20 protein-coding genes and 1 pseudogene are annotated in these 24,375 nt (G+C 61.0%); 12 read left to right on the top strand and 9 right to left on the bottom strand.

Going from position 1 to position 24,375, the window contains the following annotated elements; genetic code table 11:
• Positions 1 to 112, top strand: a pseudogene (locus tag ACIQWP_RS25290) (bifunctional methylenetetrahydrofolate dehydrogenase/methenyltetrahydrofolate cyclohydrolase); the annotation flags it as partial.
• A gap of 7 nt (positions 113 to 119) precedes the next feature.
• Here the strand turns inward: ACIQWP_RS25290 and ACIQWP_RS25285 are convergent.
• The gene (locus ACIQWP_RS25285) at positions 120 to 1,151 is read right to left on the bottom strand and encodes a substrate-binding domain-containing protein (RefSeq protein ID WP_402793493.1); all 1,032 of its coding nucleotides are present in this window, start codon (positions 1,149 to 1,151) and stop codon (positions 120 to 122) included.
• 310 nt (positions 1,152 to 1,461) lie between these two features.
• Between ACIQWP_RS25285 and ACIQWP_RS25280 the strand changes: the two genes are divergently transcribed.
• From ACIQWP_RS25280 to ACIQWP_RS25255, 6 genes are all read left to right on the top strand, one after another.
• Positions 1,462 to 2,823, top strand: a complete 1,362-nt coding sequence (locus ACIQWP_RS25280; protein ID WP_402793491.1) for an ABC transporter substrate-binding protein — start codon at positions 1,462 to 1,464, stop codon at positions 2,821 to 2,823.
• Between the two features lie 124 nt (positions 2,824 to 2,947).
• Positions 2,948 to 3,964: a carbohydrate ABC transporter permease gene (locus ACIQWP_RS25275; protein WP_402793489.1), complete on the top strand. Its 1,017-nt coding sequence runs from the start codon at positions 2,948 to 2,950 to the stop codon at positions 3,962 to 3,964.
• A 2-nt stretch (positions 3,965 to 3,966) separates the two neighbouring features.
• Positions 3,967 to 5,121 (top strand): carbohydrate ABC transporter permease, encoded by a 1,155-nt coding sequence (locus tag ACIQWP_RS25270; protein ID WP_402793487.1) that lies wholly within the window; start codon positions 3,967 to 3,969, stop codon positions 5,119 to 5,121.
• Between the two features lie 33 nt (positions 5,122 to 5,154).
• The gene (locus ACIQWP_RS25265; protein ID WP_402793485.1) at positions 5,155 to 6,807 is read left to right on the top strand and encodes an alpha-glucosidase; all 1,653 of its coding nucleotides are present in this window, start codon (positions 5,155 to 5,157) and stop codon (positions 6,805 to 6,807) included.
• 22 nt (positions 6,808 to 6,829) lie between these two features.
• On the top strand, positions 6,830 to 7,921 hold the full coding sequence (locus ACIQWP_RS25260; RefSeq protein WP_402793483.1) for an ABC transporter ATP-binding protein: 1,092 nt from the start codon (positions 6,830 to 6,832) through the stop codon (positions 7,919 to 7,921).
• Positions 7,922 to 8,118: 197 nt separating this feature from the next.
• Positions 8,119 to 8,472, top strand: a complete 354-nt coding sequence (locus ACIQWP_RS25255) for a hypothetical protein (protein ID WP_402793481.1) — start codon at positions 8,119 to 8,121, stop codon at positions 8,470 to 8,472.
• Positions 8,473 to 8,525: 53 nt separating this feature from the next.
• On the opposite strand, the gene ACIQWP_RS25250 is transcribed toward ACIQWP_RS25255, so the two are convergent.
• Positions 8,526 to 9,116, bottom strand: a complete 591-nt coding sequence (locus ACIQWP_RS25250; protein ID WP_402793479.1) for a TetR/AcrR family transcriptional regulator — start codon at positions 9,114 to 9,116, stop codon at positions 8,526 to 8,528.
• A 295-nt stretch (positions 9,117 to 9,411) separates the two neighbouring features.
• Between ACIQWP_RS25250 and ACIQWP_RS25245 the strand changes: the two genes are divergently transcribed.
• Positions 9,412 to 10,242, top strand: coding sequence for a DUF3313 domain-containing protein (locus ACIQWP_RS25245; protein WP_402793477.1), 831 nt, complete (start codon positions 9,412 to 9,414; stop codon positions 10,240 to 10,242).
• A 35-nt stretch (positions 10,243 to 10,277) separates the two neighbouring features.
• Here the strand turns inward: ACIQWP_RS25245 and edd are convergent, their stop codons facing one another.
• From edd to ACIQWP_RS25220, 5 genes are all read right to left on the bottom strand, one after another.
• Complete coding sequence (gene edd, locus ACIQWP_RS25240) at positions 10,278 to 12,101, bottom strand: phosphogluconate dehydratase (protein ID WP_402793475.1); 1,824 nt, start codon at positions 12,099 to 12,101, stop codon at positions 10,278 to 10,280.
• A 177-nt stretch (positions 12,102 to 12,278) separates the two neighbouring features.
• A complete protein-coding gene (pgl, locus tag ACIQWP_RS25235) occupies positions 12,279 to 12,977 on the bottom strand; it encodes a 6-phosphogluconolactonase (RefSeq protein ID WP_402793473.1) in 699 nt (232 codons plus the stop codon).
• A gap of 15 nt (positions 12,978 to 12,992) precedes the next feature.
• A complete protein-coding gene (zwf, locus tag ACIQWP_RS25230) occupies positions 12,993 to 14,468 on the bottom strand; it encodes a glucose-6-phosphate dehydrogenase (RefSeq protein WP_199149665.1) in 1,476 nt (491 codons plus the stop codon).
• A 132-nt stretch (positions 14,469 to 14,600) separates the two neighbouring features.
• Positions 14,601 to 15,899 carry an FAD-dependent oxidoreductase gene (locus ACIQWP_RS25225; protein WP_402793472.1) on the bottom strand — a complete coding sequence of 433 codons (1,299 nt, stop codon included), beginning with the start codon at positions 15,897 to 15,899 and terminating at the stop codon, positions 14,601 to 14,603.
• A 13-nt stretch (positions 15,900 to 15,912) separates the two neighbouring features.
• Positions 15,913 to 17,349, bottom strand: coding sequence for a glutamine synthetase family protein (locus tag ACIQWP_RS25220; protein ID WP_402793470.1), 1,437 nt, complete (start codon positions 17,347 to 17,349; stop codon positions 15,913 to 15,915).
• Between the two features lie 137 nt (positions 17,350 to 17,486).
• Here ACIQWP_RS25220 and ACIQWP_RS25215 point away from each other — a divergent pair, with 137 nt between their 5' ends.
• The 3 genes from ACIQWP_RS25215 to ACIQWP_RS25205 all read left to right on the top strand — a co-directional run bounded on the left by ACIQWP_RS25215 (position 17,487) and on the right by ACIQWP_RS25205 (position 21,828).
• Entirely contained in the window at positions 17,487 to 18,668 is a 1,182-nt protein-coding gene (locus ACIQWP_RS25215) for an NAD(P)/FAD-dependent oxidoreductase (protein ID WP_402793468.1), read from the top strand.
• A 154-nt stretch (positions 18,669 to 18,822) separates the two neighbouring features.
• Positions 18,823 to 18,966, top strand: a complete 144-nt coding sequence (locus ACIQWP_RS25210; protein ID WP_402793466.1) for a hypothetical protein — start codon at positions 18,823 to 18,825, stop codon at positions 18,964 to 18,966.
• 324 nt (positions 18,967 to 19,290) lie between these two features.
• Positions 19,291 to 21,828, top strand: coding sequence for a methyl-accepting chemotaxis protein (locus ACIQWP_RS25205; RefSeq protein WP_402793464.1), 2,538 nt, complete (start codon positions 19,291 to 19,293; stop codon positions 21,826 to 21,828).
• On the opposite strand, the gene ACIQWP_RS25200 is transcribed toward ACIQWP_RS25205, so the two are convergent.
• On the bottom strand, positions 21,804 to 22,061 hold the full coding sequence (locus ACIQWP_RS25200) for a hypothetical protein (RefSeq protein WP_402793463.1): 258 nt from the start codon (positions 22,059 to 22,061) through the stop codon (positions 21,804 to 21,806). The genes ACIQWP_RS25205 and ACIQWP_RS25200 overlap by 25 nt on opposite strands.
• An 88-nt stretch (positions 22,062 to 22,149) precedes the next feature.
• Between ACIQWP_RS25200 and ACIQWP_RS25195 the strand changes: the two genes are divergently transcribed.
• Positions 22,150 to 23,022 (top strand): LysR family transcriptional regulator, encoded by an 873-nt coding sequence (locus tag ACIQWP_RS25195; protein ID WP_402793462.1) that lies wholly within the window; start codon positions 22,150 to 22,152, stop codon positions 23,020 to 23,022.
• Between the two features lie 33 nt (positions 23,023 to 23,055).
• Here the strand turns inward: ACIQWP_RS25195 and ACIQWP_RS25190 are convergent, their stop codons facing one another.
• A complete protein-coding gene (locus ACIQWP_RS25190; RefSeq protein ID WP_402793461.1) occupies positions 23,056 to 24,054 on the bottom strand; it encodes an aldo/keto reductase in 999 nt (332 codons plus the stop codon).
• Positions 24,055 to 24,375 lie beyond the last annotated feature (321 nt).

Genomic DNA, 24,375 nt, shown 5'->3' with positions numbered 1-24,375 from the left:
CGCCATCACGCCGGTTCCGGGCGGCGTCGGGCCGATGACGATTGCCATGCTGATGGCCAATACCGTCATCGCAGCCCATCGCACGGCCGGAAAGCCGCCGCCGAAGTTTTAAGCCTTCATCAATCGGCCGGCGCGACGCCGGTCGATGCGCGCACGATCAATTCCGCCTTCCACAATTCCTGCGCCGGAAATGTCTCCGTATGCTTGATCTCGCCGATCAGTCGTTCGGCGATGCGCACCCCTGCGGCTCGCAGTGACGAGCGGGTGGTCGTCAGCGGCACAGTGAAATTTTCCGGCTTGAGCAAGGTCAGCACGTCGTCGTGGGCGATCATCGAAATGTCTTCGCCGAGCTTGAGCTTCGCCTGATTGATGGCGCGAACGGCGCCGAGCGCCAGCACGGTACTGGAGCAGAGCACCGCGGTCGGTCGCTTGTCCTTCTCCATCTGCAGGATGCGCTCCATCGCAAACAGGCCTTGCTCGTCCGTCATCGCCGTGTGGCTGGTGCAGGCCTCGTCGAGCATCAGACCGCGTTCGGAAAGGGCGGCATCCATGCCGTTCTTCCGGCGGATGGCGAAGTCGAGATAGATCGGGCCGTTCAGGAGGGCGAAGCGCCTGTGGCCGAGCTGCAGCAGCAGTTTCGTGGCGTCGTAGAAGGCGGATTCGTTATCGATGTCGAGGAAGGGATAGTCCGGCTCGGAGCCGATCGATCGCCCATGCACGAGGAAGGGCATCGACAGCGATTTCAACATCTCCAGGCGAGGATCGTGGCCGCGCATGTAATTGACGAAGAGCGCATCGACATTGCCGCTGGCCGCGAGCCGCCGCAAGGCGCCGACCTCGTCATTCGGATCTGCCGGCGTCAGGACGAAATGAAAATCGTGTCGCAGGGCTTCTTCTCCAAGCCCGGTCAGGAACTCGCTGAAATGCGCGTCGGAGGAGTTGCCTGATGATGTCGGCATGACAAGTCCAATCGAGCCGGCCTTGCCGGTCGCGAGCCTTTGTGCCGCTTTGTTAGGCCGATAGCCGGTTTCCCGAACCGCTTTGAGAACGCGCTCGCGCGTCTCGTGATTGACCTCCGGGTATCCGTTCAATGCTCTGCTGACTGTCGTCTGCGACAGCCCAAGCATTTGCGATAGCTGTTTCAGATTCACGAATTTTGGCTCCTCCAGCTACAAGCCGCTAAAATGCCGAGACAACCTCCCGAAAAGTCTCAGGCTTTCAAAGCGCTTTCAAATATGTAGCAGGAGAAGCGCGAGAGACAAGGTAATTAGCAAAATAATGGTTCGTATTTTATGCTGCAATGCGAGAAATGCTGTGAATATTAAGTGAAAACTGAAAATCGCTTGACTTTATTCCGCTCACAATGGATGAGAGAGGTAGCCAAAGCGCTTTGAGGAATGGGGCGCACAGCACAAAACAGTGTTTGGGCTCATGGGTTTCGTTATTTGGGAGGACAACCACATGAAAAAATTGCTTTTGATGACCGTTGCTGCCGTCGCTCTGGCGACGGGTGCGGCTATGGCTGCCGATCTGAAGTTCCAGCCCGGCCAGGACTCCAAGTTCAACTGGAAGAGCTATGACGACTTCAAGGCCGGGCATACCGACCTGAAGGGCGAGACGCTGACCATCTTCGGGCCCTGGCGCGGCGAAGACGAGGCGCTCTTCACCAGCGTCCTCAACTATTTCACCGAAGCGACCGGCGTGAACGCCAAATATTCGTCGTCGGAAAACTACGAGCAGCAGATCGTCATCGACACGCAGGCGGGCTCGCCGCCGAACGTCGCTATTCTCCCGCAGCCGGGCCTTCTGGCCAACCTTGCCAGCAAGGGCTATCTGACCCCGCTCGGCGATGACGTCGCGAACTGGGTCAAGACGAATTACGGCGCCGGCGATAGCTGGGTCGGCTACGGCACCTATAAGGGCAAGGACGGCAAGGACGCCTTCTATGCCTTCCCCTACAAGGCCGACCTGAAGTCTCTGGTCTGGTACGTTCCGGAAAACTTTGAGGAAGCCGGCTACAAGGTTCCGACGACCATGGAAGATCTGGTCAAGCTTTCCGACCAGATCGTCAAGGACGGCGGCACGCCGTGGTGCATCGGTCTCGGTTCGGGCGGCGCGACCGGCTGGCCGGCAACGGACTGGGTCGAGGATCTGATGCTGCGCCTGAACACGCCGCAGGATTACGATCATTGGGTCGACAATACGCTGAAGTTCAACGATCCGAAGGTCGTTGCGGCGATCGAGGAATTCGGCAAGTTCGCCAAGAACCCGAAATATGTCGCCGGCGGTGTCGCAGCGGTCGCTTCCACGGACTTCCGCGACAGCCCGAAGGGCCTCTTCACGGTTCCGCCGAAGTGCTATCTGCACAAGCAGGCGTCCTTCATCCCGTCCTTCTTCCCGGATGGCACCAAGCTTGGCCAGGATGCGGACTTCTTCTACTTCCCGCCGTTTGCCTCGCATCCTGAACTCGGCAAGCCAGTCGAAGGCGCCGGCACGCTGGCGACCATCACCAAGGACTCGAAGGCCGCTCGCGCCTTCATCCAGTTCCTGCAGACGCCGATCGCCCAGGAAGTCTGGATGGCGCAGTCCGGTTTCCTGACGCCGTACAAGTCCGTCAACACGGCTGCTTACGCCAACGACACGCTGCGCAAGGAAGGCGAGATTCTCACCTCCGCCACCACCTTCCGTTTCGACGGCTCCGACCTGATGCCGGGCAAGATCGGCGCAGGCTCGTTCTGGACCGGCATGGTGGATTTCGTCGGTGGCAAGTCCGCACAGGATGTTGCCGACCAGATCCAGAAGTCCTGGGACGCCATCAAGTAAGACAGCATAGCCTATCGCCGCCGGCAGATCGCCGGCGGCGCCAGATAGCATATGACGGCCCGCCCTTGCGCGCGGCAGATGTCGGACGGGTGGATAAAAGCAGGTAAATTCGGGGAGGGAATGGATGTTTTCGCAGATCGTATCGGCGATTGGCGCCATGATATTCGGCGTTGCCATTTGCGCCGCTTATTTCTGGTTCTCCAACAAGCTCTTGGACTTGATTTTCCCGGCGCGCGAGGGCGATGACGTCCATCAGGCCGCCGTCAACCTTCGGCGCCGCGGCCTCATCCGCCCCTGGCTGTTCCTGGGGCCGGCGCTGTTCCTGCTGGTCGTCTATCTCGTCTATCCCGTTGTGGCGACGTTCATCCTGTCCTTCTATGGGCCTGACGGCAGCAAGTTCGTCGGTGGCGCCAACTATCTCTGGGCGCTCAACGATACCGAATTCCGCCAGTCGATCTTCAACAACATCCTCTGGCTTGCCGTGGTTCCGGCCGCTTGCACCTTCTTCGGCCTCGTCATCGCGGTCATGACCGACCGCATCTGGTGGGGCAATATCGCCAAGGCCGTCATCTTCATGCCAATGGCAATCTCCTTTGTCGGCGCTTCGGTCATCTGGAAATTCATCTACGAATATCGCGGCGGCACCGACGCGCAGATCGGCCTCCTGAACGCCGTTGTCCAGCTTTTCGGCGGCACGCCGGAAGTCTGGATCACCATTCCCTTCTGGAACAATTTCTTCCTGATGGTCATGCTGATCTGGATTCAGACCGGCTTTGCCATGGTCATCCTCTCGGCGGCACTGCGCGGCATTCCCGAGGAAACCATCGAAGCGGCCGTCATCGACGGCGCCAATGGCTGGCAGATCTTCTGGAAGATCATGGTGCCGCAGGTCTGGGGCACGATTGCTACGGTCTGGACCACCATCACCATCCTCGTCCTCAAGGTCTTCGACATCGTGCTCACCATGACCAACGGGCAATGGAACACGATGGTGCTGGCAAACCTGATGTTCAACTGGATGTTCCGCGGCGGCGGCGATAGCGGCCGAAGCGCCGTCATCGCGCTCATCATCATGGTGGCCGTCACGCCGATCATGATCTGGAACATCCGCCGTGCAAACGCTGAGACGAAGGGGCGCTGACAATGATTGGGAATCTCGGCCGCATCGGTCCCGCCCGCATCTTCGTTCATGCCGCGGTGCTGCTCATCGTCTTGCTCTGGCTGTTGCCGACGCTCGGCATCTTCGTCACCGCGCTCCGCGACAAGGACCAGATCGTCGCCTCCGGTTGGTGGACGGCCTTTGCCGGTTCCTCGCGCACGACGGCTGCCCGTCTCGACGGCCCGGACAAGGCAAAGCCGGATGGCGCGAATTTCGTGATATCAGGCACGCTTGCCGTCGAAGGCGGCGGCAAGATCCAGTCCTTCGGTCTGCGCGTGCAGGAGCCGGCCGCCTACAAGGCGGGATCGCCTGCCGAACTTGAGAATGGCGAGACGCTGACCGTCAATGCCGACGGCAGCTACCGCTATCAGAAGAACGGCCCGTTCGAAGCCGACGCACGCGCCCGGCGCGTCTATCTCACCGTCGCCACGCCGCCGCAATTCACGTTCGACAACTATCGCAACGTGCTGGGCGGCGAGGGCATCGGCCAGTCCTTCATCAATTCGCTGACGGTGACGATCCCGGCAACCGTCATTCCGATCCTGATCGCCGCCTTTGCGGCTTACGCGCTGGCCTGGATGGAGTTTCCCGGGCGCGCGATCCTGATCGCGCTCGTCGTCGGCCTGATCGTCGTGCCGCTGCAGATGTCGTTGATCCCGCTCCTGCGCATCTATAACGAGATCGGCCAGATCTTCGGCGTTCCATCGAAAACCTATCCGGGTATCTGGTTGGCGCATACGGCCTTCGGCCTGCCGCTCGCCATCTATCTCTTGCGCAACTACATTGCCGGCCTGCCCAAGGAGATCATCGAATCCGCCCGCGTCGACGGCGCCAGCGATTTCGATATCTTCGTCAAGATCATCCTGCCGCTGTCCTTCCCGGCGCTCGCCTCATTCGCGATCTTCCAGTTCCTCTGGGTGTGGAACGACCTCTTGATCGCGATGGTGTTCCTTGGCACCGACAAGGATCATCTGGTCCTGACGGCTGCGCTTAACGCGCTGCTCGGCTCGCGCGGCGGCAACTGGGAAATACTGACGGCTTCGGCCTTCGTCACCATCATTATTCCGCTCCTCGTCTTCTTCGGTCTGCAGCGCTATCTCGTGCGTGGTCTGCTCGCCGGGTCGGTGAAGGGGGGCTGACCCAAACACATACTTACACAGGACCCATTCAGCATGAGCATTGCTCTTCAATCAGCTTCGGAAGTGGACAAGGACTGGTGGCGCGGTGCCGTGATCTATCAGATCTATCCGCGCTCCTATCAGGACTCCAACGGCGACGGCATCGGCGATCTCAAGGGCATCGCCGTCCGTCTGCCGCATGTCGCAGCGCTTGGTGTCGATGCGATCTGGATTTCGCCGTTCTTCACCTCGCCGATGCGCGATTTCGGTTACGACGTCTCCAATTATGAGGATGTCGATCCGATCTTCGGTTCGCTTGCCGATTTCGATGCGATGATGACGGAAGCCCATCGCCTCGGCATCAAGGTGATGATCGACCTCGTGCTGTCGCACAGCTCGGACCGCCATCCCTGGTTCGTCGAAAGCCGCTCGAGCAAGGACAATCCCAAGTCCGACTGGTATGTCTGGGCCGATGCCAAGCCGGATGGCACGCCGCCCAACAACTGGCTGTCGATCTTCGGCGGTTCGGCCTGGGCCTGGGACCCGACCCGCATGCAATATTACATGCACAACTTCCTGACTTCGCAGCCGGACCTGAACATGCATAATCCGGAAGTGCAGGATCGGTTGCTTGATGTCGTGCGCTTCTGGCTCGACCGGGGCGTCGATGGTTTCCGCCTCGATACCATCAACTTCTATTTTCACGACAAGGAACTGCGCGACAATCCGGCGCTGGAACCTTCGCGCCGCAACGCGTCTACTGCGCCCGCGGTCAATCCCTATAACTTCCAGGAGCATCTCTACGACAAGAACCGTCCCGAGAACCTGGAGTTCCTGAAGCGCTTCCGCGCCGTGCTCGACGAATATCCGGCCATTGCCGCCGTCGGCGAGGTCGGCGACAGCCAGCGCGGCCTCGAAATCGTCGGAGAATACACCTCCGGCGGCGACAAGATGCACATGTGCTACGCCTTTGAATTCCTGGCGCCGGATGCATTGTCGCCGGAGCGTGTCGAAGAGGTGATGAATGACTTCGACGCAGCAGCCCCGCAAGGCTGGGCTTGCTGGGCCTTCTCCAACCACGACGTCGTGCGCCATGTCAGCCGCTGGGGCAATCTGGTCGCCGACCGCGATGCTTTCGCCAAGCTCTATGCGGCGCTGCTTCTGACCCTGCGCGGCTCGGTGTGCATCTATCAGGGCGAGGAACTGGCGCTGACGGAAGCCGATCTCGCCTATCAGGATCTGCAGGACCCTTACGGCATCCAGTTCTGGCCGGAGTTCAAGGGTCGCGATGGCTGCCGTACGCCCATGGTCTGGGACAGCCAGGTGACGCAGGGTGGCTTTTCCACCGTCAAGCCGTGGCTTCCGGTGCCGGTCGAACATATCCTGCGCGCCGTCAACGTTCAGCAGGGCGATGAAAATTCGGTGCTGGAGCAGTATCGCCGCTTCCTCGCCTTCCGCAAGCAGTATCCGGCCTTCGCCAAGGGCGAAATCGCGTTTTCGGAGCCGCAGGGCGACGTGCTGATCTATGCCCGCACTTACGCCGGCGAGACCATTCTCTGCGCCTTCAACATGAGCCCGGTCGAGGCGCTCGCGATGCTGCCTGATGGTAATTGGCAGGCGTTGACGGGACACGGCTTTACCAGCAACAACTACGGCAACAAAATCGATATTCCGGCCTGGGGCGCTTATTTCGCGCGTCTTGCCTGAGCCTTTGGGAGGAGGGAGCATCATGACGGGACTTGTTCTGAAGGATATCAAGAAATCCTACGGCAGCGTGCACGTGCTGCACGGCATCGATCTGGAGATCAACGAAGGCGAATTCATCGTCTTCGTCGGTCCTTCGGGCTGCGGCAAGTCCACCTTGCTCAGGATGATTGCCGGGCTGGAGAGCATCACGGCCGGCGATATGATGATTGCCGGGCAGAAGGTGAACGAAGTGCCGCCCTCCAGGCGCGGCATCGCCATGGTCTTCCAGTCCTATGCGCTCTATCCGCATATGACCGTCTACGACAACATGGCCTTCGGCATGCGCATTGCCGGCGAAAGCAAGCAGGAGATCGACCGTCGCGTCCGTGCGGCGGCGGCGAGCCTGCAGCTCACGCAATATCTGGAACGCCTGCCGAAGGCTCTTTCCGGTGGCCAGCGCCAGCGCGTCGCCATCGGCCGCGCCATCTGCCGCAACCCGAAGGTCTTCCTGTTCGACGAACCGTTGTCGAACCTGGATGCGGCGCTGCGCGTCGCGACCCGCATCGAGATCGCCAAGCTCAGCGACTCCATGCCCGAGACGACGATGATCTACGTCACCCACGACCAGGTGGAAGCCATGACGCTTGCCGACCGTATCGTCGTGCTGTCGGCCGGCCGCGTCGAGCAGGTGGGTGCGCCGCTCGAGCTTTACGAACGACCGGCCAATCTCTTCGTCGCCAAATTCATCGGCTCGCCGGCCATGAACATCATCCCGGCAACCGTGACCGAAACCGGCGCGACGACGACGGTGACGCTTAAAGGCGGAAAGTCGGTGACGCTCGACATGCCGACCGATGCCTCGGAGAAGGGCAAGCAGGCGAGCTTCGGCGTTCGCCCGGAAGATCTGCGCATCGCGACCGACGAAAACTATCTGTTCGAGGGCGAAGTCTCCATCGTCGAGGCACTCGGCGAAGTGACGCAGCTCTATATCGAAGGTCTGGTGGATGGCGAGCCGATCATCGTCAAGATCCCGGGCATCACCAATATCCAGCGCGGCCACAAGATGCGCTTTGCCGCCGACGGGCAGAAGCTGCATCTCTTCGATGCGGATGGCCACACCTACCGAAAGCAGTAGCAGATCGCATTTGCAAGAAGGCGCCGGCCCAGGCAAAGACGAACAACAAAATTCAACTTGGGCTGGCGCACTCAAACTTTCTGTTAAAGACCCGCTGATAGTCTCATCCCTGCAATATACTTTAGGGATCTACTCAGATGGCTGCTTTCGGCAGAGCTAATTCAGGTCAGCATTTCCTCAACAAAGAAGAATCCTTCATGTATGACCGCGAGGTGCGGTTCCGCATGGAAGACACGATGAACGCAGCGCGCCTCGAATACACCGAAAAGGGCGTGATGAACCTTGCGTCACGCCGCTGCGATATCATCCGCATCTCGCAGAGCAGCGCCGTCCTGGCGATCCTCACCCAGTATAATCTGCCGAAGCAATTCTATCTGGATATTCCCGACGCCCGCATCAGCAAGGTCGGCTGCGTGCTGATGAAGGTCTTCTCCAACAATACGGTGGAAGTCCGTTTCCTGCGTCTCCTGACGGAGAAGGAGATGAACAAGATCTTCGTCTACAGCACGCATCCGGCCCACAAGAACCGCGTGCTCGATATCAGGGCCTGATCAGGGGCCGCGGGTGGAAACAGACTGCAGTGGCGAGCCATGCGGCAGGCGGATCAAATTTCCGTCCGCCATGTCCTCAGCGCATCCTCCAGGTAGTCAACCAGCGGCCGCTTGCCGTCTTCCTGCAGCCATTTGTCGACCGAGAGTCGAAGTGGGCTTACCGCGATCATCGAAATCAGCCGCAGCCCGTCGCGATTCCGTGTCGGAAACAATTCGCACAGCGCCTCATAGGCAACCTGTTCGAGCTGCAGAAAGTTACCGCGTGTGCGGGCGCGCAATGAGCTTGTTTGGCGCATGAGGCGAGCCGTCTCCAAAAGCTGAGGAGCCTGGAGACGGATTACAAGCTTCAAGGTTGCTTGATGGACCACATCGAGCGGTTGCCCGGCCGACGCGCACTCTAGAATGGATGCCTTGAGAGACTCCATATATCGGCGTTGATTAGCCAGGAGAATGTCGTCTTTGCTCTTGAAATAATAGAAGAAAGTACGGCGAGAAATTCCAGCCGCTGCCGCGATCTCGTCGATCGACGTTTCCTGGTAGCCCTTTGCAAGAAAGAATTGCAGTCCGACGTCCGCGATGCGTTGAAACGTTAGCCGTCGCTTTTGCTCGCGCAGGCCTTCCGGTTTTGAGGGCTGATCATGCATTGTTACATTCTGTCACAAATCTTCCCCCCGCACAAACTACCCGGCCTGTTTCGCCAGCGGCGGCGTCGCTCTTGTCATTGCCGTTTCCCGCAAAAATAATTCCGTCGCCTTGCCCAGAGCCTGCCGCAAAGTAGCCAATATTAATTTTTACACCAAGTGCGATATTTAATGTTGATGCCAAATGTTCATATCGAACGCAGGAGCGCAAATATCGATGCCGGGCAATTCAATCTCAAATCACGATGAAAATGGAACATGTGCCGCCGAAAACCGCCTGCGACCCGATATCTGGTCGATGGCTCTCCTCTTAAGCCTGTTGACGGGTTGTGCCACTGCGCCGCTGGATCGCGCGGGGTCCTTGCGATCCTATGATGGCCTGACCCGATCGGACGGGCTGGTCGCACACTCGCTTCTACGGGTGAGCAAGGATGATGTTCTTGCGGCCAAGACCGTGAAAATCATCCCGACCGCTTTTTCGTTGCGAGCCGAAAGTGCAGCCTTCACGCCCGAGCAACGCAACCTCGTCACCAATGCCGTGGATAGAACGCTATGCTCCGGATTGAGCCAGCGTTTCGTCGTTGTCGGCCTGTCGCAACCGGCGGATCTAACCGTTCGTGCCGTGGTGACCCAGGTCAAGCCAACGAATGCGACAGCCGTCGGCGTCTCGAAGGTCGCATCCGTGGGCAAAAGCGTATTGCTGCCGGGTGTACCCGTGCCCATCCCCCGCATTCCAATCGGCATGGGCAGCCTCTCCCTTGAGGCGGAGGCGCTTGATCCCCAGGGCGTGCAAAAGGCTGTGATGATCTGGGGGCGCGGCGCGAACGCGTTTCTTGATTCCGGCACCGTCGCCAAGGAAGGCGATGCCTACAGCCTCGCCGCCAAATTCGGCGGCGATTTCAGCAAGATGCTGGTCAAGGGCAAAACCCCGTTCGGGGCGACGCCCTCCTTCCCATCCAGGGCGAGTATGGCGGCTCTCGTCGGCCGCGCGCCGAAATACGAGGCCTGCAAGGCGTTCGGGAAGTCGCCGGGCGTGACGGGCTTCGTGGGAGCACGTCTCGGCCTTCCGCCGGCATGGACGGACAAGGCTCCGGCCAACGCTGAAAAAACGGCATCGAAGGCTCCTTGATCAGCCTTCGATGCCGCATTTCAGCGGTATAAGCCTCAGTGGCGGAACAGGACGCTCGCGCCCTGATCCGCCGGCCCTGCGGCGTGGCGGAAGGGAGCGAAGAGCTCGCGGCCCATGCCGAATTCGTTGTCCGAGAGATCGACGACCACAGGCTCGCGCTCGGCCATGTCGGCGGCATCGACGAGCACTTCCAGCGTCCCGGCGATCGCGTCGATGCGGATGATGTCGCCTTCCTGGATGCGGGCGATCGGGCCGCCGTCGACGGCTTCCGGCGTCACATGGATGGCGGCGGGAACCTTGCCCGATGCGCCGGACATGCGCCCGTCGGTCAAAAGCGCCACGCGGAAGCCGCGATCCTGCAGCACGCCGAGCGCCGGCGTCAGCTTGTGCAGCTCCGGCATGCCGTTGGCCTTCGGTCCCTGGAAGCGGACGACGGCGACAAAGTCGCGGTTCAGCTTGCCGTCCTTGAAGGCCTGCTGCATTTCCAGCTGGTCGTGGAAGATCACAGCCGGCGCTTCGACGATATGGCGTTCCTTCTTAACGGCGGAGATCTTGATGACCGCCTTGCCGATATTGCCGCGCAGCATCTTCAGGCCGCCGCTGTTTTGGAAGGGTGTCTCGATGCTTGCCAACACTTTCGGATCGGCGCTCTTTTCCGGCGCCGGCTCACGCACGACATTGCCGTCGGCGCCGAGCTTGATGTCGATGGAGTAGCCGCTGAGGCCCTGGCCGTAAACGGTGCGCACGTCGTCGTGCAGCAGCCCCTGCTTCAGGAGCTCCTTGATGAGGAAGCCCATGCCGCCGGCGGCGTGGAAGTGGTTCACGTCGGCAAGCCCGTTCGGATAGACGCGGGCAAGCAGCGGAATGATGTCGGAAAGTTCGGAAATATCCTGCCAGGTGAGCACGATGCCGGCGGCGCGCGCCATGGCGACGATGTGCATCGTGTGGTTCGTCGAGCCGCCTGTCGCATGCAGGCCGACGACGCCATTGACGATCGAGCGCTCGTCGATCATCTCGCCGGCCGGCGTGAATTCGTTGCCCATGGCGGTGATCGCAAGCGCGCGCTTGGTCGCCTCGCGCGTCAGGGCCTCGCGCAGCGGCGTGCCGGGGTTTACGAAGGAGGCGCCCGGCATATGGAAGCCCATGATCTCCATCAGCATCTGGTTGGAATTCGCCGTGCCGTAGAAGGTGCAGGTGCCGGGGCCGTGATAGGACTTCGATTCCGCCTCGAGAAGTTCGGCACGGCCGACCTTGCCTTCGGCATAGAGCTGCCGCACGCGCGACTTCTCGTCGTTCGGCAGGCCCGAAGTCATCGGTCCGGCCGGAATGAAGACGGCTGGCAGATGGCCGAAGGAGAGGGCGGCGATGACGAGGCCCGGAACGATCTTGTCGCAGACGCCGAGGAAGACGGCCGCATCGAACATGTTGTGCGAGAGGCCGACAGCCGCCGACATGGCAATCAGGTCGCGCGAGAAGAGCGAGAGCTCCATGCCTGGCTGTCCCTGCGTGACGCCGTCGCACATGGCCGGCACGCCACCGGCGACCTGGGCGATGCCGCCCGCTTCCGCCGCTGCCTGGCGGATGATGGCGGGATAGGCCTCGAAAGGCTGATGCGCCGAAAGCATGTCGTTATAGGAGGTGATGATCCCGAGATTGGGCACATGGTCTCCCGCCAGTGCATCCTTCTCGGAGGGGGAACAGACTGCAAAGCCATGCGCGAGGTTGGCGCAGCCGAGCACGGAGCGCTGCGCGCCCTTTGTTGCAGCGTTGCGCAGGCGGTCCAGATAGCGCTCGCGTGTCGGCTTCGAGCGCTCGACGATGCGTGCGGTAATCTTGGAAATGCGGGCGTCAGCGGCCATGGTCGATCTGCCTCCGTCTGTTTTGCGCGGTGCCCGTAAGATCTGCTCGATCTGTCCTGGTAGAGGGCTTGGCGCGGGGTCCAAAAGTCCATGCGTTGCCGGTACGCCCAGAAGGGCGCATGGCGCAGCACATGTTGCTGTGTCTTTCAGGGTTCGATGACGAGCCTGCCGGCTGTGTCAGGGAGCCCAGTAAATCTCGACCGGAGAGGCAGCTCGGCGCAGCATGGCGCGGATCGGCATCTCGGTTTCTTCGCCCGACGCTTCGGCCTTGGCCAAAACGTCCTTCTTGCCTTCTCCCTCGATATGGAGCACCAGCAATCTGGCATCCTGAAGGCTGGAGAAGGTGAACGTCAGCCGGGGCTCGCCGGCACCGTCCGCTTCCATCGTGATGATGCCGCGCGGGGTGTTCGGATCAAGCGCCGTCCGGAGATTGCTGCCGCCCGGAAAGAAGGAAGCCGTGTGGCCGTCATTGCCCATGCCGAGGATGGCGATATCGAAGGGATGGCTGACGGCCTTGGTCTTTTCCGTGGCGATGACGGCGGCCTCCTCGACGGAAGCCGCAGCCTGATAGAGCGGAAGGAATTTGGCGGCTGCCGCCTTGTCCTTCAGCAGGTTCTCCTGAACGAGCAGGTGGTTCGATCGCGGATTGTCCGCCGGGACGAACCGTTCGTCGACCAGAGTGATCGTGACCTTGCCCCAGTCGAGTGAGCGCGATGACAGCGCCTGGAAGAAGGCCTTCGGCGTCGAACCGCCGGAGACCGCTATGCTTGCGGAGCCGCGCGTCGCGATTGCGGCCGAGAGGGTCTCGGCTACCTTGTCCGCGAGCTTGCCGGCGAGTTCGGCACCATTGGCAAAAGCATGCATGTTCGCTGTCATCGTTATCGTCCCGGATTAGATATCGTCATGCCATGTGCGGCCGTCACGCTCGATGAGTGCGATAGCCTGGCTCGGACCCCACGTGCCGGCCGTATAGCCCTGCACCTGCTGCCCGGTTGCTTCCCAACCCTTGAGGATCGGGTCGACCCATTCCCATGCCGCTTCCACTTCGTCGCGGCGCATGAAAAGCGTCTGGTTGGAGCGGATGACGTCCATCAGCAGACGCTCGTAAGCGTCCGGATTGCGGACGTTGAAGGCGGACGCGAAGCTCATGTCGAGCGAGACGTTGCGCAAGCGCATGCCGCCCGGGCCGGGGTCCTTGATCATCAGCGACTGCTTGACGCCTTCGTCCGGCTGCAGGCGGATGATGAGCTGGTTGGCGACGATGCGGCCGGCGGCCTGATCGAAGATGTTGTGCGGAATCGGCTTGAAGGTGATGACGATCTCCGACACGCGACCGGCCAGCCGCTTGCCTGTGCGGATGTAGAAGGGAACGCCGGCCCAGCGCCAGTTGCCGATCTCGGCCTTGATGGCGACGAAGGTCTCGGTGTTGGAAACGCCGCCTTCGAGTTCATCGAGGTAGCCCTTGACCGGGCCGCCCGCCGAAGCGCCGGCGCGGTACTGGCCGCGAACGGTCGCCTGCTCGACGTTTGAAGCGTCGATCGGCTTCAATGCGCGCAGGACTTTCAGCTTTTCGTCGCGAACGGCTTCCGAATCCATCGAAGAGGGGATTTCCATCGCGGTCAGGCAAAGCAGCTGCAGGATGTGGTTCTGCACCATGTCGCGGAGCGCGCCGGCGGTGTCGTAGTAGCCGGCACGGCCTTCGAGACCGACCGATTCTGCCACCGTGATCTGCACGTGGTCGATATGGTTGGCGTTCCACAGCGGCTCGTAGAGAGCATTGGCAAAGCGCAGCGCCATCAGGTTCTGCACGGTTTCCTTGCCGAGATAATGGTCGATGCGGAAGATCTGCTCTTCCTTGAAGACCTTGCCGATCGTGTCGTTCAGCTGCAGCGCCGAGGCGAGGTCGCGGCCGATCGGCTTTTCGACGACGATGCGGGTCTGCTTGGTAATCAGCTTGTGGTCGTGGATCTTCTGCGAGATGTCGCCGAAAATGCCTGGAGCGACGGCGAGGTAGAAGGCACGCACGCGCTCCTTGCCCTCGTCCAGAAGTTTCTTGAGCTGATCCCAGCCGGCATCGCTGCGGGCATCGACCGGCACATAGAACAGGCGAGCCAGGAACTTCTTGACTTCGGCCTCGTCATATTCGCCCTTCTTCAGGTGTTCCTTGAGGGCGGCATCGGCGAACTTGCGGTATTCTTCATTGGAAAGCGCGCTGCGCGAAGCGCCGATTACGCGCGTCGGCTCGGAAAACTGACCTTCGACCTGACGATGGTAAAGAGCGGGCAGGAGCTTGCGTTCGGCAAGGTCGCCGCTGCCGCCGAAAACGACATAATCAAATGGTTCAACGGGAATGATTTGGCTGCTCATGAGCTATCTCTCAATCGGTCTTGGTTGAGGCCCCTTTTAATCTAATCGATTTAAAAAGGCCAGTGTGCATCGCAAAATTCAGACTCGGCTTTTTAGAGCGGATTGCCGGCGGAAGAAATCATCTTCCGGTTTTTAAAACCTGTCGCGCAACGCAAACCACGAGAGCGCCAGGAACAGCAGAGGCGCCCGCATGCGCGCCCCGCCGGGGAAAGGCGGGATATTCAGCTCCTTAAAGAGATGAAGCTCGTCCGCATTCCCGAGAACCGTTTTCGCATAGAGTTTACCGCAATAGTTTGACAGCATCACCCCATGGCCGGAATAGCCGCCGATCGAGGTGACGCCCGGCATGACCTCGCGCACGAAAGGCTGGCGCGGCATGGTGATGCCGACCGAGCCACCCCAGGCATAGTCGATCTTGATATCGCCGAGAGCGGGATAGATTTCGGTGATCTGACGGCGGATGTGCTGCGTTATGTCGCGCGGATTGTCTGACGTATAGGCCTCGCGGCCGCCGAACAGCAGGCGTCCGTCCTTCGATTTGCGGAAGTAGCGCACGACGAACCGCGAATCGGCCACCGCCTCGTTGCCGGGTAGCACGGTTGGAAAATCATCGAGCGGCTCGGTGGCGCCGATGAAGGAGCGGATCGGCATGACGTGGCTCGATGTCACCGGCTCGAGGTTGCCGATATAGCCGTTGCAGGCGATCAGCACCCGGTCGGCGGTGATCTCTCCGCCATCCGTTTCGATGATCGTTTTGCCGCCCGCTTGGCGGAAGCCCTTCGCCTTCGTCATTTCGAAGAGCGCTGCACCGGCTTCGGCAGTGACGCGGGCAAGGCCGATGAGCAGCTTCAACGGATGGATATGGCCCGTGCCCATATCCCTGACGCCATAGAGATAGAATTGCGAACCCAGCCGTTCCTGGGTTTCGGCCTGATCCATGAATTGCATATGCGGATAGCCGTAGCGCGTCGCTGCGATCTCTGCATTGTCCATGTAGTCGCGCTTGTAGCTGCGCTTGTGCGTAACGTTCATCTGGCCGGGCAGAAAGTCGACGTCGATGCCGTGCTCGGCGGTGAAATCGAGGAGATGACGTTTCGCATCTTCGGCGACGTCGAAGAGCGCCTTTGAGCGCGCGTAGCCGATCGTCTCTTCAATCTCCTCGGGCCATGAGCGCTGTCCAGTGCCAAGCTGCCCGCCGTTGCGGCCGGAGGCGCCGTCACCGAAGCGGTTGCCGTCGATGAGAACGACGCCGACGCCGCCCTTGGCGAGATTGTAGGCCGCCTGGAGGCCGGTATAGCCGCCGCCGACAATGGCGACATCGGCCCGGCGCGAGCCATCCAGCTTAGGATAGCTCGGGCGCGGGCCGACGGTTGCCTGATAGAAGGAAAGCCCAGGCGCGATCGGGCTCTGCCACGTTTCCTGCAATGTCATGGGCGGTCTCCCTTCACACGTTGAGCAGAAGGAATTCCCGCTCCCACGGGCTGATCACCTGCATGAAGGTCTCGAACTCGCCGCGTTTGACGCCGGCATAGATGTCGATGAAGTCCTTGCCGAGCACCTCCTCGAAGGCCGGTTCGTCTTCCAGCAGCGCGATGGCTTCGAGAAGGCCGCGCGGCAGATCGATGGAGCCTTCATTGGCCGAATCCTCGGTCGGTGCCGTCGGGTCCACCTTTTTCATGATGCCGAGCAGACCGGAGGCGAGCGAGGCGGCAAGCGCCAGATAGGGATTGGCGTCGGAGCTCGGCAACCGGTTCTCGACACGGCGGGCCTGCGGATCGGACACCGGCACGCGGAAGGCAGTGGTGCGATTGTCGTAGCCCCACGCATTGTTGACCGGGCACGACATGTTCGGCGCCAGCCGCCGATAGGAATTCACGTAGGGCGCAAGCATGGCAAGCGCATTCGGCACGAAGCGCTGCATGCCGCCGATGAAATAGAAGAACTCCTGCGATGGGCTGCCGTCCGGATTGGTGAAGACGTTCTTGCCGGTCTCGATGTTCACGACCGACTGATGGATGTGCATCGCCGAGCCCGCCTGGCTCTGCATCGGCTTGGCCATGAAGGTCGCGTAGATGCCATGCTTCAGCGCCGCCTCGCGAATGGTGCGCTTGAACATGAATACCTGGTCGGCAAGTTCGATCGGGTCGCCATGACGCAGGTTGATTTCGAGCTGCGCCGGTCCCTCTTCATGGATCAGCGTGTCGATCTCCAGGCCCTGCTTCTCGGAAAAGTGGTAGATGTCGTCGATCAGCTCGTCGAACTCGTTGATGCCGGCGATCGAATAGCCCTGGCCGCCGAGGATCGAGCGACCGGAGCGGCCTTTCGGCGGATGCAGCGGATAGTCCGGGTCGTCATTCTTGGCAACCAGATAGAATTCGATCTCGGGCGCCACCACCGGCTTCCAGCCGCGATCGCGATAGAGCCCCATGATCCGCTTCAGCAGGTTGCGCGGCGTATAGGATACCGCGTGTCCCTCGGAATTGACGATATCGCAGATCACCTGCGCCGTCGGGTCGGTTTCCCAGGGAACGACGGAAAGCGTCGACAGGTCCGGCACCAGCTTGAGATCGCTGTCGCGCGGCTCGTAGCGGAAGCTCTCGGTCTCCTCGGGATATTCGCCCGAGATTGTGTGACGATAGATCGCCGAGGGCAGCGCCAGCGACGTATTCGAGGTGAATTTCGAGGTTGGCATCATCTTGCCACGGGGAACGCCGGCAAGGTCGGGCGTGATGCATTCTATGTCCTCGATCCCGCGCGCCCGCAGCCATTGCGCCGCTTCCGTCCAGTTTGCCACGCCGCGTGCCGATCTCAGATTGGGGGGCACCGTAGGGACTTTCGAGGCAGGCACGGAAGCTTTCAGCGGGGTCTTTCTCGCGGGCATAAAACACCGTATTTGGGTTGATCGGCGATTGTATCATAACCGCAGTTTGCCAATTGGCGAGGGGGAAAACCGCTCGGACTTTCGCCGTATGATGGAAAAATGACCAGAGAGCGCGGCGAAGAATGAAGGACTGAAGTGTGGCTGGCAGATATGATGTGATCGTCCTTGGTGCGGGCGCTGCCGGCATGATGTGCGCTATCCGCGCCGGCCAGCGCGGACGCTCGGTCGCCGTGCTCGATCACGCCGCAGCGCCGGGTGAGAAGATCCGCATTTCCGGTGGTGGCCGCTGCAACTTCACCAATATCCATGCCGGCCCGAAGAACTTCCTGTCCTCGAATCCGCATTTCGCCAAATCGGCACTGGCCCGCTTCACGCCCCAGGATTTCATCGCCATGGTCGAGCGCCACGGCATCGCCTGGCATGAGAAGACGCTCGGCCAGCTCTTCTGCGACGAGAGCGCCAAGGACATTATCCGCATGCTGATCGACGAGATGCGTGCGGTTGGGGCGCAGCTGCGATTGCGAACGGAGATCGCCAACATCGAGCAGACCTCCGGCGGCTATCGCGTCGGCACGTCCGAAGGTGTTTTCGAAGCGTCCTCGCTCGTTGTCGCGACCGGCGGCAAGTCGATCCCCAAGATGGGCGCCACCGGCTTTGCCTATCGCATCGCCGAGCAATTCGGATTGCCTGTCGTCGAGACCCGGCCGGGCCTCGTGCCGCTGACGCTCGATCCGCAATTGCTTCAGCGCCTGGCGCCGCTCTCCGGTATTGCGGCGCCGGCCGAGATCCGCCACGGCAAGACGTCCTTCCGCGAAGCCCTGCTCTTCACTCATCGTGGCCTGAGCGGCCCCGCCATCCTGCAGATTTCGTCCTTTTGGCGGGAAGGCGAGGACATCACGATCGTGATCGAACCCGACATCGATATCGTCGCGGTTCTCAAGAAGGCCAAGCAGATGAGTGGCCGGCAATCGGCGCAGACGGCCCTTGCGGAAATCCTGCCGAAACGGCTGGCGCAGTACGTCGTCGAGAGCGACGGCATATCCGGCAACATGGCCGATCAATCCGACAAGCGCTTGCAGCAGCTTGCGGCAGCCGTCCAGTCCTGGGCGATCAAACCCTCGGGCTCGGAAGGCTATCGCACGGCGGAGGTGACGCTCGGCGGTATCGACACAACTTGCCTCGATTCGCGGACGTTGCAGGTAAAGACCATTCCAGGCCTTTTCTTCATCGGCGAGTGCGTCGACGTGACCGGCTGGCTCGGCGGCTACAATTTCCAATGGGCGTGGGCATCGGGCCATGTCGCCGGCGAAGCCGCTTGAGCTTTCGTTTCAATGCCTTGCCGGCACTTTGGTAAAATGGAGCACGCCTCTGTTTCTCGCGTTTTCCTTTCCTACATTAATAGTGAATACATTGGCAGTTGCCGAAAGCACCATTTGCCGGTTATCGTGTCAGTGCGAAAATGGGAATATACTCATGAACAGAACACAGCGTCGCGCTCGCGCCATTGCAATCGCTCAGACCCGTGACAACGCCAAGTTTTTGGCGGCAAGACTGTTGATGTTGGCGACCGGCGTGACAGCCGCTTGCATCGCCTACCTGGCTGTACGCGGCTTCTGATTTCGCCGCCCCCGTTGTTCTCGGCCGTCGCTGGGCGACGGCCCTGGCTCGCGCACGGATATAGGTCTCGCCAACCGCTTTTCAGCGTTTGATTGTATGTTGCGGGCCACACAACGCCCTTATCCGAAAATTAATTAATCAGACCCACAATTCCTGACGATTTAATGGGGCGCTCTACTGCTTGATAGAGCCGAAGCAATGATTGCTTCCTGACTTTATACTCGGGAACCCCGCCTGCGGATATTTCAAGAACCATGGTTATACATCCGGTCAGCGCCGAGGCGGCGTCGACGGGGGAGCGGTGTGCGAGAGGTCTGAGCCACTATGTTCATTGATAAGATATTGTCGCGTTTCAAGATCAAGACGAAGGTTCTGATATTCGTCCTACCGTTCGTCATCAGCATTTCCGCCGTGGGCCTCACCGGGCTTTATGCGTCAGGCCTGCTCCAGGGACGCATGGAGATCTCCAACAGCGTTCTGCAGTCCTTGACCGGCTTCAAGAACCTCTATGGCTCGATGGACGACTTCCTGCGCATCACCAACGAACAGCAGCGCGACAAGCTCTATGCGGACATCAAATCCCAGCAGACCGTGCTCAATTCAACGCTTGGCCAGCTCGGCCAGGATGCGGAAGGTCGCGACAATCTGACGGACGCGACGACCAAGACCGCCGACATGTCCAATCTCGTCGGCAGGTTATGGTCGCTGCACGAACAGGAACTCGCGCTGCGCAAGACGATCGACGATGCGCAGCGCGCCTTGATCAGTGCCCGTTTCAACGTCGATTTCAATAGCCAGCAGCTCGAAGATCAGATGCGCCAGGATCAGGCGGATGCGACCTCGACCCTGCGCTCCGCCGATCGCCTGCTGAAGGGCGGCGACCTGCTGGGCTCCGTCGCGGAAGATTTCAACAAGGCTGCGACGCCGGCCGACAAGGTCAAGCTCCTGAAGGACCGGTTGCCGGATCTGAACAAGGCACAGCGCTCTATCGACCTCGCTTTGCCACAGAACCAGAAGAGCGTCGTCCAGTCGCTGGTCAGCACCATCAAGGATCTGACCGCCTTTACCGAAAGCACCGATGTTCCGACCGACGATACCGTCGCCAATATCAGCCGGCTGCTGACGCGCTTCCGCCAGACCTCGACCTATACCCAGCTGACGGCAACGCAGATGATGCGGCAGGCGACCACGACCTTCGTGTCGCTCGATGCGCGCGTCGCGCAGACCAATTCGGTCCTGCAGGATACGCGTCGGCTGGAAGATTCGGTCTATTCGCTGCAGCTCGTGCTGGCCGATTTCAACGCCAATACCAACAAGGACAACCTCGTGCGCCTGCGCCAGGAGGTCTCCAAGCTCGGCGGCGATATCGATACGCTGAACCAGAGCGCCAAGAGCATGGATTTCGCCACCGACATCGATGCGGCCATTCGCCCCGCGATCCAGTCGATGGGCGATGCCGGCGGCAAGCTGGTCGACACCATCACCCAGCGCATCGGCGAATATGCGAGCGCCCGTCAGCAGCTTGATCAGGTCTGGGGCCAGCTCACCGCCTTCGCCGAAACGCAGAAGCAGAGCGCCGGAACCGAACGCGATCAGGCGAACTCGATATCCATCCTGGCAACCGCCCTCGGCATCATCCTCTCGGTTGCCGGCGGCATCGCGCTCGTGCTCACCCTGCAGCGCCCGATCGGCCAGATCACCGCCGCCATGCGCCGCATCGCCGACGGCTTGCTGGAGACTTCGATCTCCGGCGAACAGCGTCATGACGAAATCGGCGACATGGCCCGTGCGCTTGGCATCTTCAAGGAGAATGCCATTTCGAAGATCCGCATCGAGGAGCAGAGCGACGAAGAGCGCGCTGCCGCCGAACACGAACGCCAGCGCAACGACGCGGAAAAGCGCGAGCTCGACCGCCAGATCGACTACGCCGTGAGCGCGCTTGCCTCCGGCCTTGAGCGTCTCGCCCAGGGCGATATCTCGGCGACGATCGACACGCCTTTCATCGGTCGCCTCGAGCAGCTGCGTCAGGATTTCAACAGTTCGCTGTCGCGACTGCAGGAAACGTTGAGCCAGGTCCGCAGCAATGTGGAGATGATCCAGAGCAATGGCGCCCAGATGGCGGCCTCCGCCGAGAACCTATCGAAGCGCACCGAGCAGCAGGCAGCTTCTCTCGAGCAGACCGCCGCGGCCGTCGACGAGATCACCGTTACCGTCCGTTCGTCCGCCGAGCGCGCCAAGGATGCGGATACGATCGTGCGTGAAGCCAAGCGCAGCGCCGATGATAGCTCGGTGGTCGTTGGCAACGCGATCGACGCCATGACGCGCATCGAAGACGCGTCGCGCAAGATCGAGCAGATCATCGGCGTCATCGATGAGATCGCCTTCCAGACTAATCTTTTGGCGCTCAATGCCGGTATCGAAGCGGCCCGCGCCGGCGACGCCGGCAAGGGCTTTGCGGTTGTTGCCATGGAGGTGCGCGAGCTTGCGCAGCGCTCGGCCGCTGCCGCCAAGGAGATCAAGGGGCTGATCAACAAATCGACCCAGGAAGTCAATTCCGGCTCGCAGTTCGTGCAGGAGGCCGGTTCGGTGCTCGCGCAGATCAGCAGCCAGATCGTCACCATCAGCCAGCATGTGGAAATGATCGCCCGCGCCAGCCACGATCAGGCAAGCGCATTGCAGGAGGTCAACGCTTCGGTCAATCACATGGACCAGATGACCCAGCAGAATGCCGGCATGGTGGAGGAGACCACGGCAGCAAGCCGCGAACTCTCAACCGAGGCCGACGCCTTGCTGCACCTCATTCTGCAGTTCAAGATCGAGACCGGCTACAGCGCCAACTACATGCGCGAGCAGGCTGCCTGACCGCAACTGTTGTTGCCATCGCAGGCGGATCGGCGGATTTCCGGCCGGTCCGCCTTTTTTGTTGCCTTGCTATGGCTGCGCGTCGCGGCAAACATCCGTCCGAGCCATTGGAAAAAGGGTGAGGGGTCTCGCGCATTGTCGAGGTAGAACAGGTCCTCGTTGCGGCGCCATTGCTCTTCGCGCGCACGGATCTTAATCTCGAGGGCCTTGGCCAAAGCAAAACTTTCCATCATGGGATGTCTCCTTGTTGTGAGGCATCCCTTCAATTACACACAGGAATTTTCTTTATAAACAGCCATTTTCGGCCTATGTTTTTCAATTATGAAAAACACCGCCTGGGACTCCTATCAGCTTTTTCTCGATGTCGCTCGCGGCGGCGGCCTGACGGGTGCTGTGGCCTCGAGCGGCCTCAGTCCGGCGACGATCGGTCGGCGGATGCTGGAGCTGGAAGGGCAGATCGGCCGGCCTCTGTTCGAGCGCAGCCAGGCCGGCTACGGGCTGACGGGCGACGGTCAGGCACTGTTCGACCAGCTGTTGGAGATGGAGGCCGCCGCCCGCAAGGTCGATAGCTGGCAGCGCGATGCGCAGGGGGCGTCGGTCGTCCGCATTGCCGCCGGCACATGGGTCGGCTGGCTGCTCAGCCAGAACATGCCGTCGATCTGCTCGGAACGGGACGGGTTTCGGATCGACCTTTATCTTGGTGAGCGCCGTGCCAGCCTTGCCCATCGGGAAAGTGACATCGGCATCCGCGCCTTCGAACCGGAAGAGGCCAATCTCGCTGCCATCAAGACCGGCGATGTCGCCTATGCTGCTTATCAGGCCCGCAACATGCGTTTTTCCGGCCCGCAGCGCTGGATCGCGGTGGCGGAGGAGGAGGCGGTGTCGGCCTATCTGCACTGGCCGTACCAAAACAGGCGCGAGGAGATCGCCTTCACGGTCAGCCGCCCGCGCTCCCTGCACGATTTGGTGCTGGCCGGATCGGGCATTGCCGTTCTGCCCCGCTTCGTCGGCGATCAGGAGCCGCGGCTGGAGCGGGTCGGCGAGGAGATCGCCTCGCTTCGCCACCGGCAATGGATCGTCATGAACAATGCCGACCGCCACCGCAGGGAGATCCGCACCGTGGTCGACCGCATGACCCGGCTGCTGAAGAGCCATTCGGAGCTGTTTGCCGGCAAGCGCCCGACCTATGCGTAAATCGGCGGCGATTGACCGCCGGTTTGCGTGTCTTCAGCGTGCCGCGTCACCCCAGCGGTACTCGACGGTGGCATCATCCAGCTTTGCTTTCAGGTCCGGATCGAGCTTCAGATCGATGGCCGCGAGCGTGTCGGTCAGCTGATCGGGGCGGCTGGCGCCGATGATGGCTGACGTGATGACTGGATTGGCGGCGACCCAGGCGACGGCGAGCTTGATGAGCGGCTGACCGGCCTCTTCGGCGATCCCCTGCAGCTTCTCGATCGTCGCGAATTCGCGTTCGTGCCAGTAGCGTTGCAGGTAGTTGCTGCCGGCGGCTCGCAGCTGCGCGCTGAAACGGCCCTCGGTCGGCGCGACGTCGTGCTTGTGCTTGCCGGTGAGAAGGCCGCCGGCGATTGGATTGTACGGGATGACGGCGATGCGCTGTTCTTCGGCGAGCGGTAGCAGCTCGCGCTCGATCTGGCGGAACAGCAGATTGTAGCGCGGCTGCACGGAGACGAAGCGGGCGGTGCGCAGGAAATCGGCGCGGCCAAGCGCCAAAGCCAGCCGGTAGGCGAGGAAGTTCGAGACGCCGACATAGCGGGCCTTGCCCGAGCGCACGATGACGTCGAGCGTCTCCAGCGTCTCGTCGATCGGTGTTTCGCGATCGTCGGAATGCAGCTGGTAGAGGTCGACGTAATCGGTGCCGAGACGCCGCAGCGAGGCGTCGATGGCGTCGAGGAGGTGCTTGCGCGACGCACCCTGGTCCCACGAGGAGGGGCCGACTTTTCCGACAGCCTTGGTCGCGACGATGAAACGGTCGCGCTTGCCCTTCAGCCAGCGGCCGACGATCTCTTCGGTGCGGCCGGCAAGCTGCTCGCCGCCGCCGAGCGGATAGACGTCGGCCGTATCGATGAAGTTGACGCCGGCATCGGCCGACTTGTCGAGGATGGAATGGGCTATGTCTTCCTGCTCGATCTGCAGGCCGAACGTCATCGTGCCCAGGCACAGGCGCGAGACGCTAAGGCCGGTATTGCCGAATTTTTGATACTGCATTGGTGAGCCCCGATCTGGGTTTGAGTTTGCCCGCTGGGCAGGATGGCGAAACAGGTTTGAGACTATTCGCGGAAGAGAACGCCCCAATGTTAGCAAAGCCGGTTTGCGCATTCACGCGCGAAGCGGGCCTCTGGTTCACAATCGCGTGCGAACGGCGTGGGCTTTCCGCGGGGCGATCGATCGTTTTCGGGGAAAACGGCTAAAGCTCATGCCGGCTTGCTTTTTCCCTTGTCGCCTTCCGATTTCCTTTCTAGTCTAACGGGAAAAACAGAGGGTTGGGTATCGTCTGGATGCCCTTGAACAAAACAGGAGAGACTATGA

The sequence above is a fragment of the Rhizobium sp. NPDC090279 genome (assembly GCF_044769665.1).
Taxonomy (GTDB): domain Bacteria; phylum Pseudomonadota; class Alphaproteobacteria; order Rhizobiales; family Rhizobiaceae; genus Rhizobium.
This window is presented reverse-complemented; position numbering and strand designations above follow the sequence as displayed.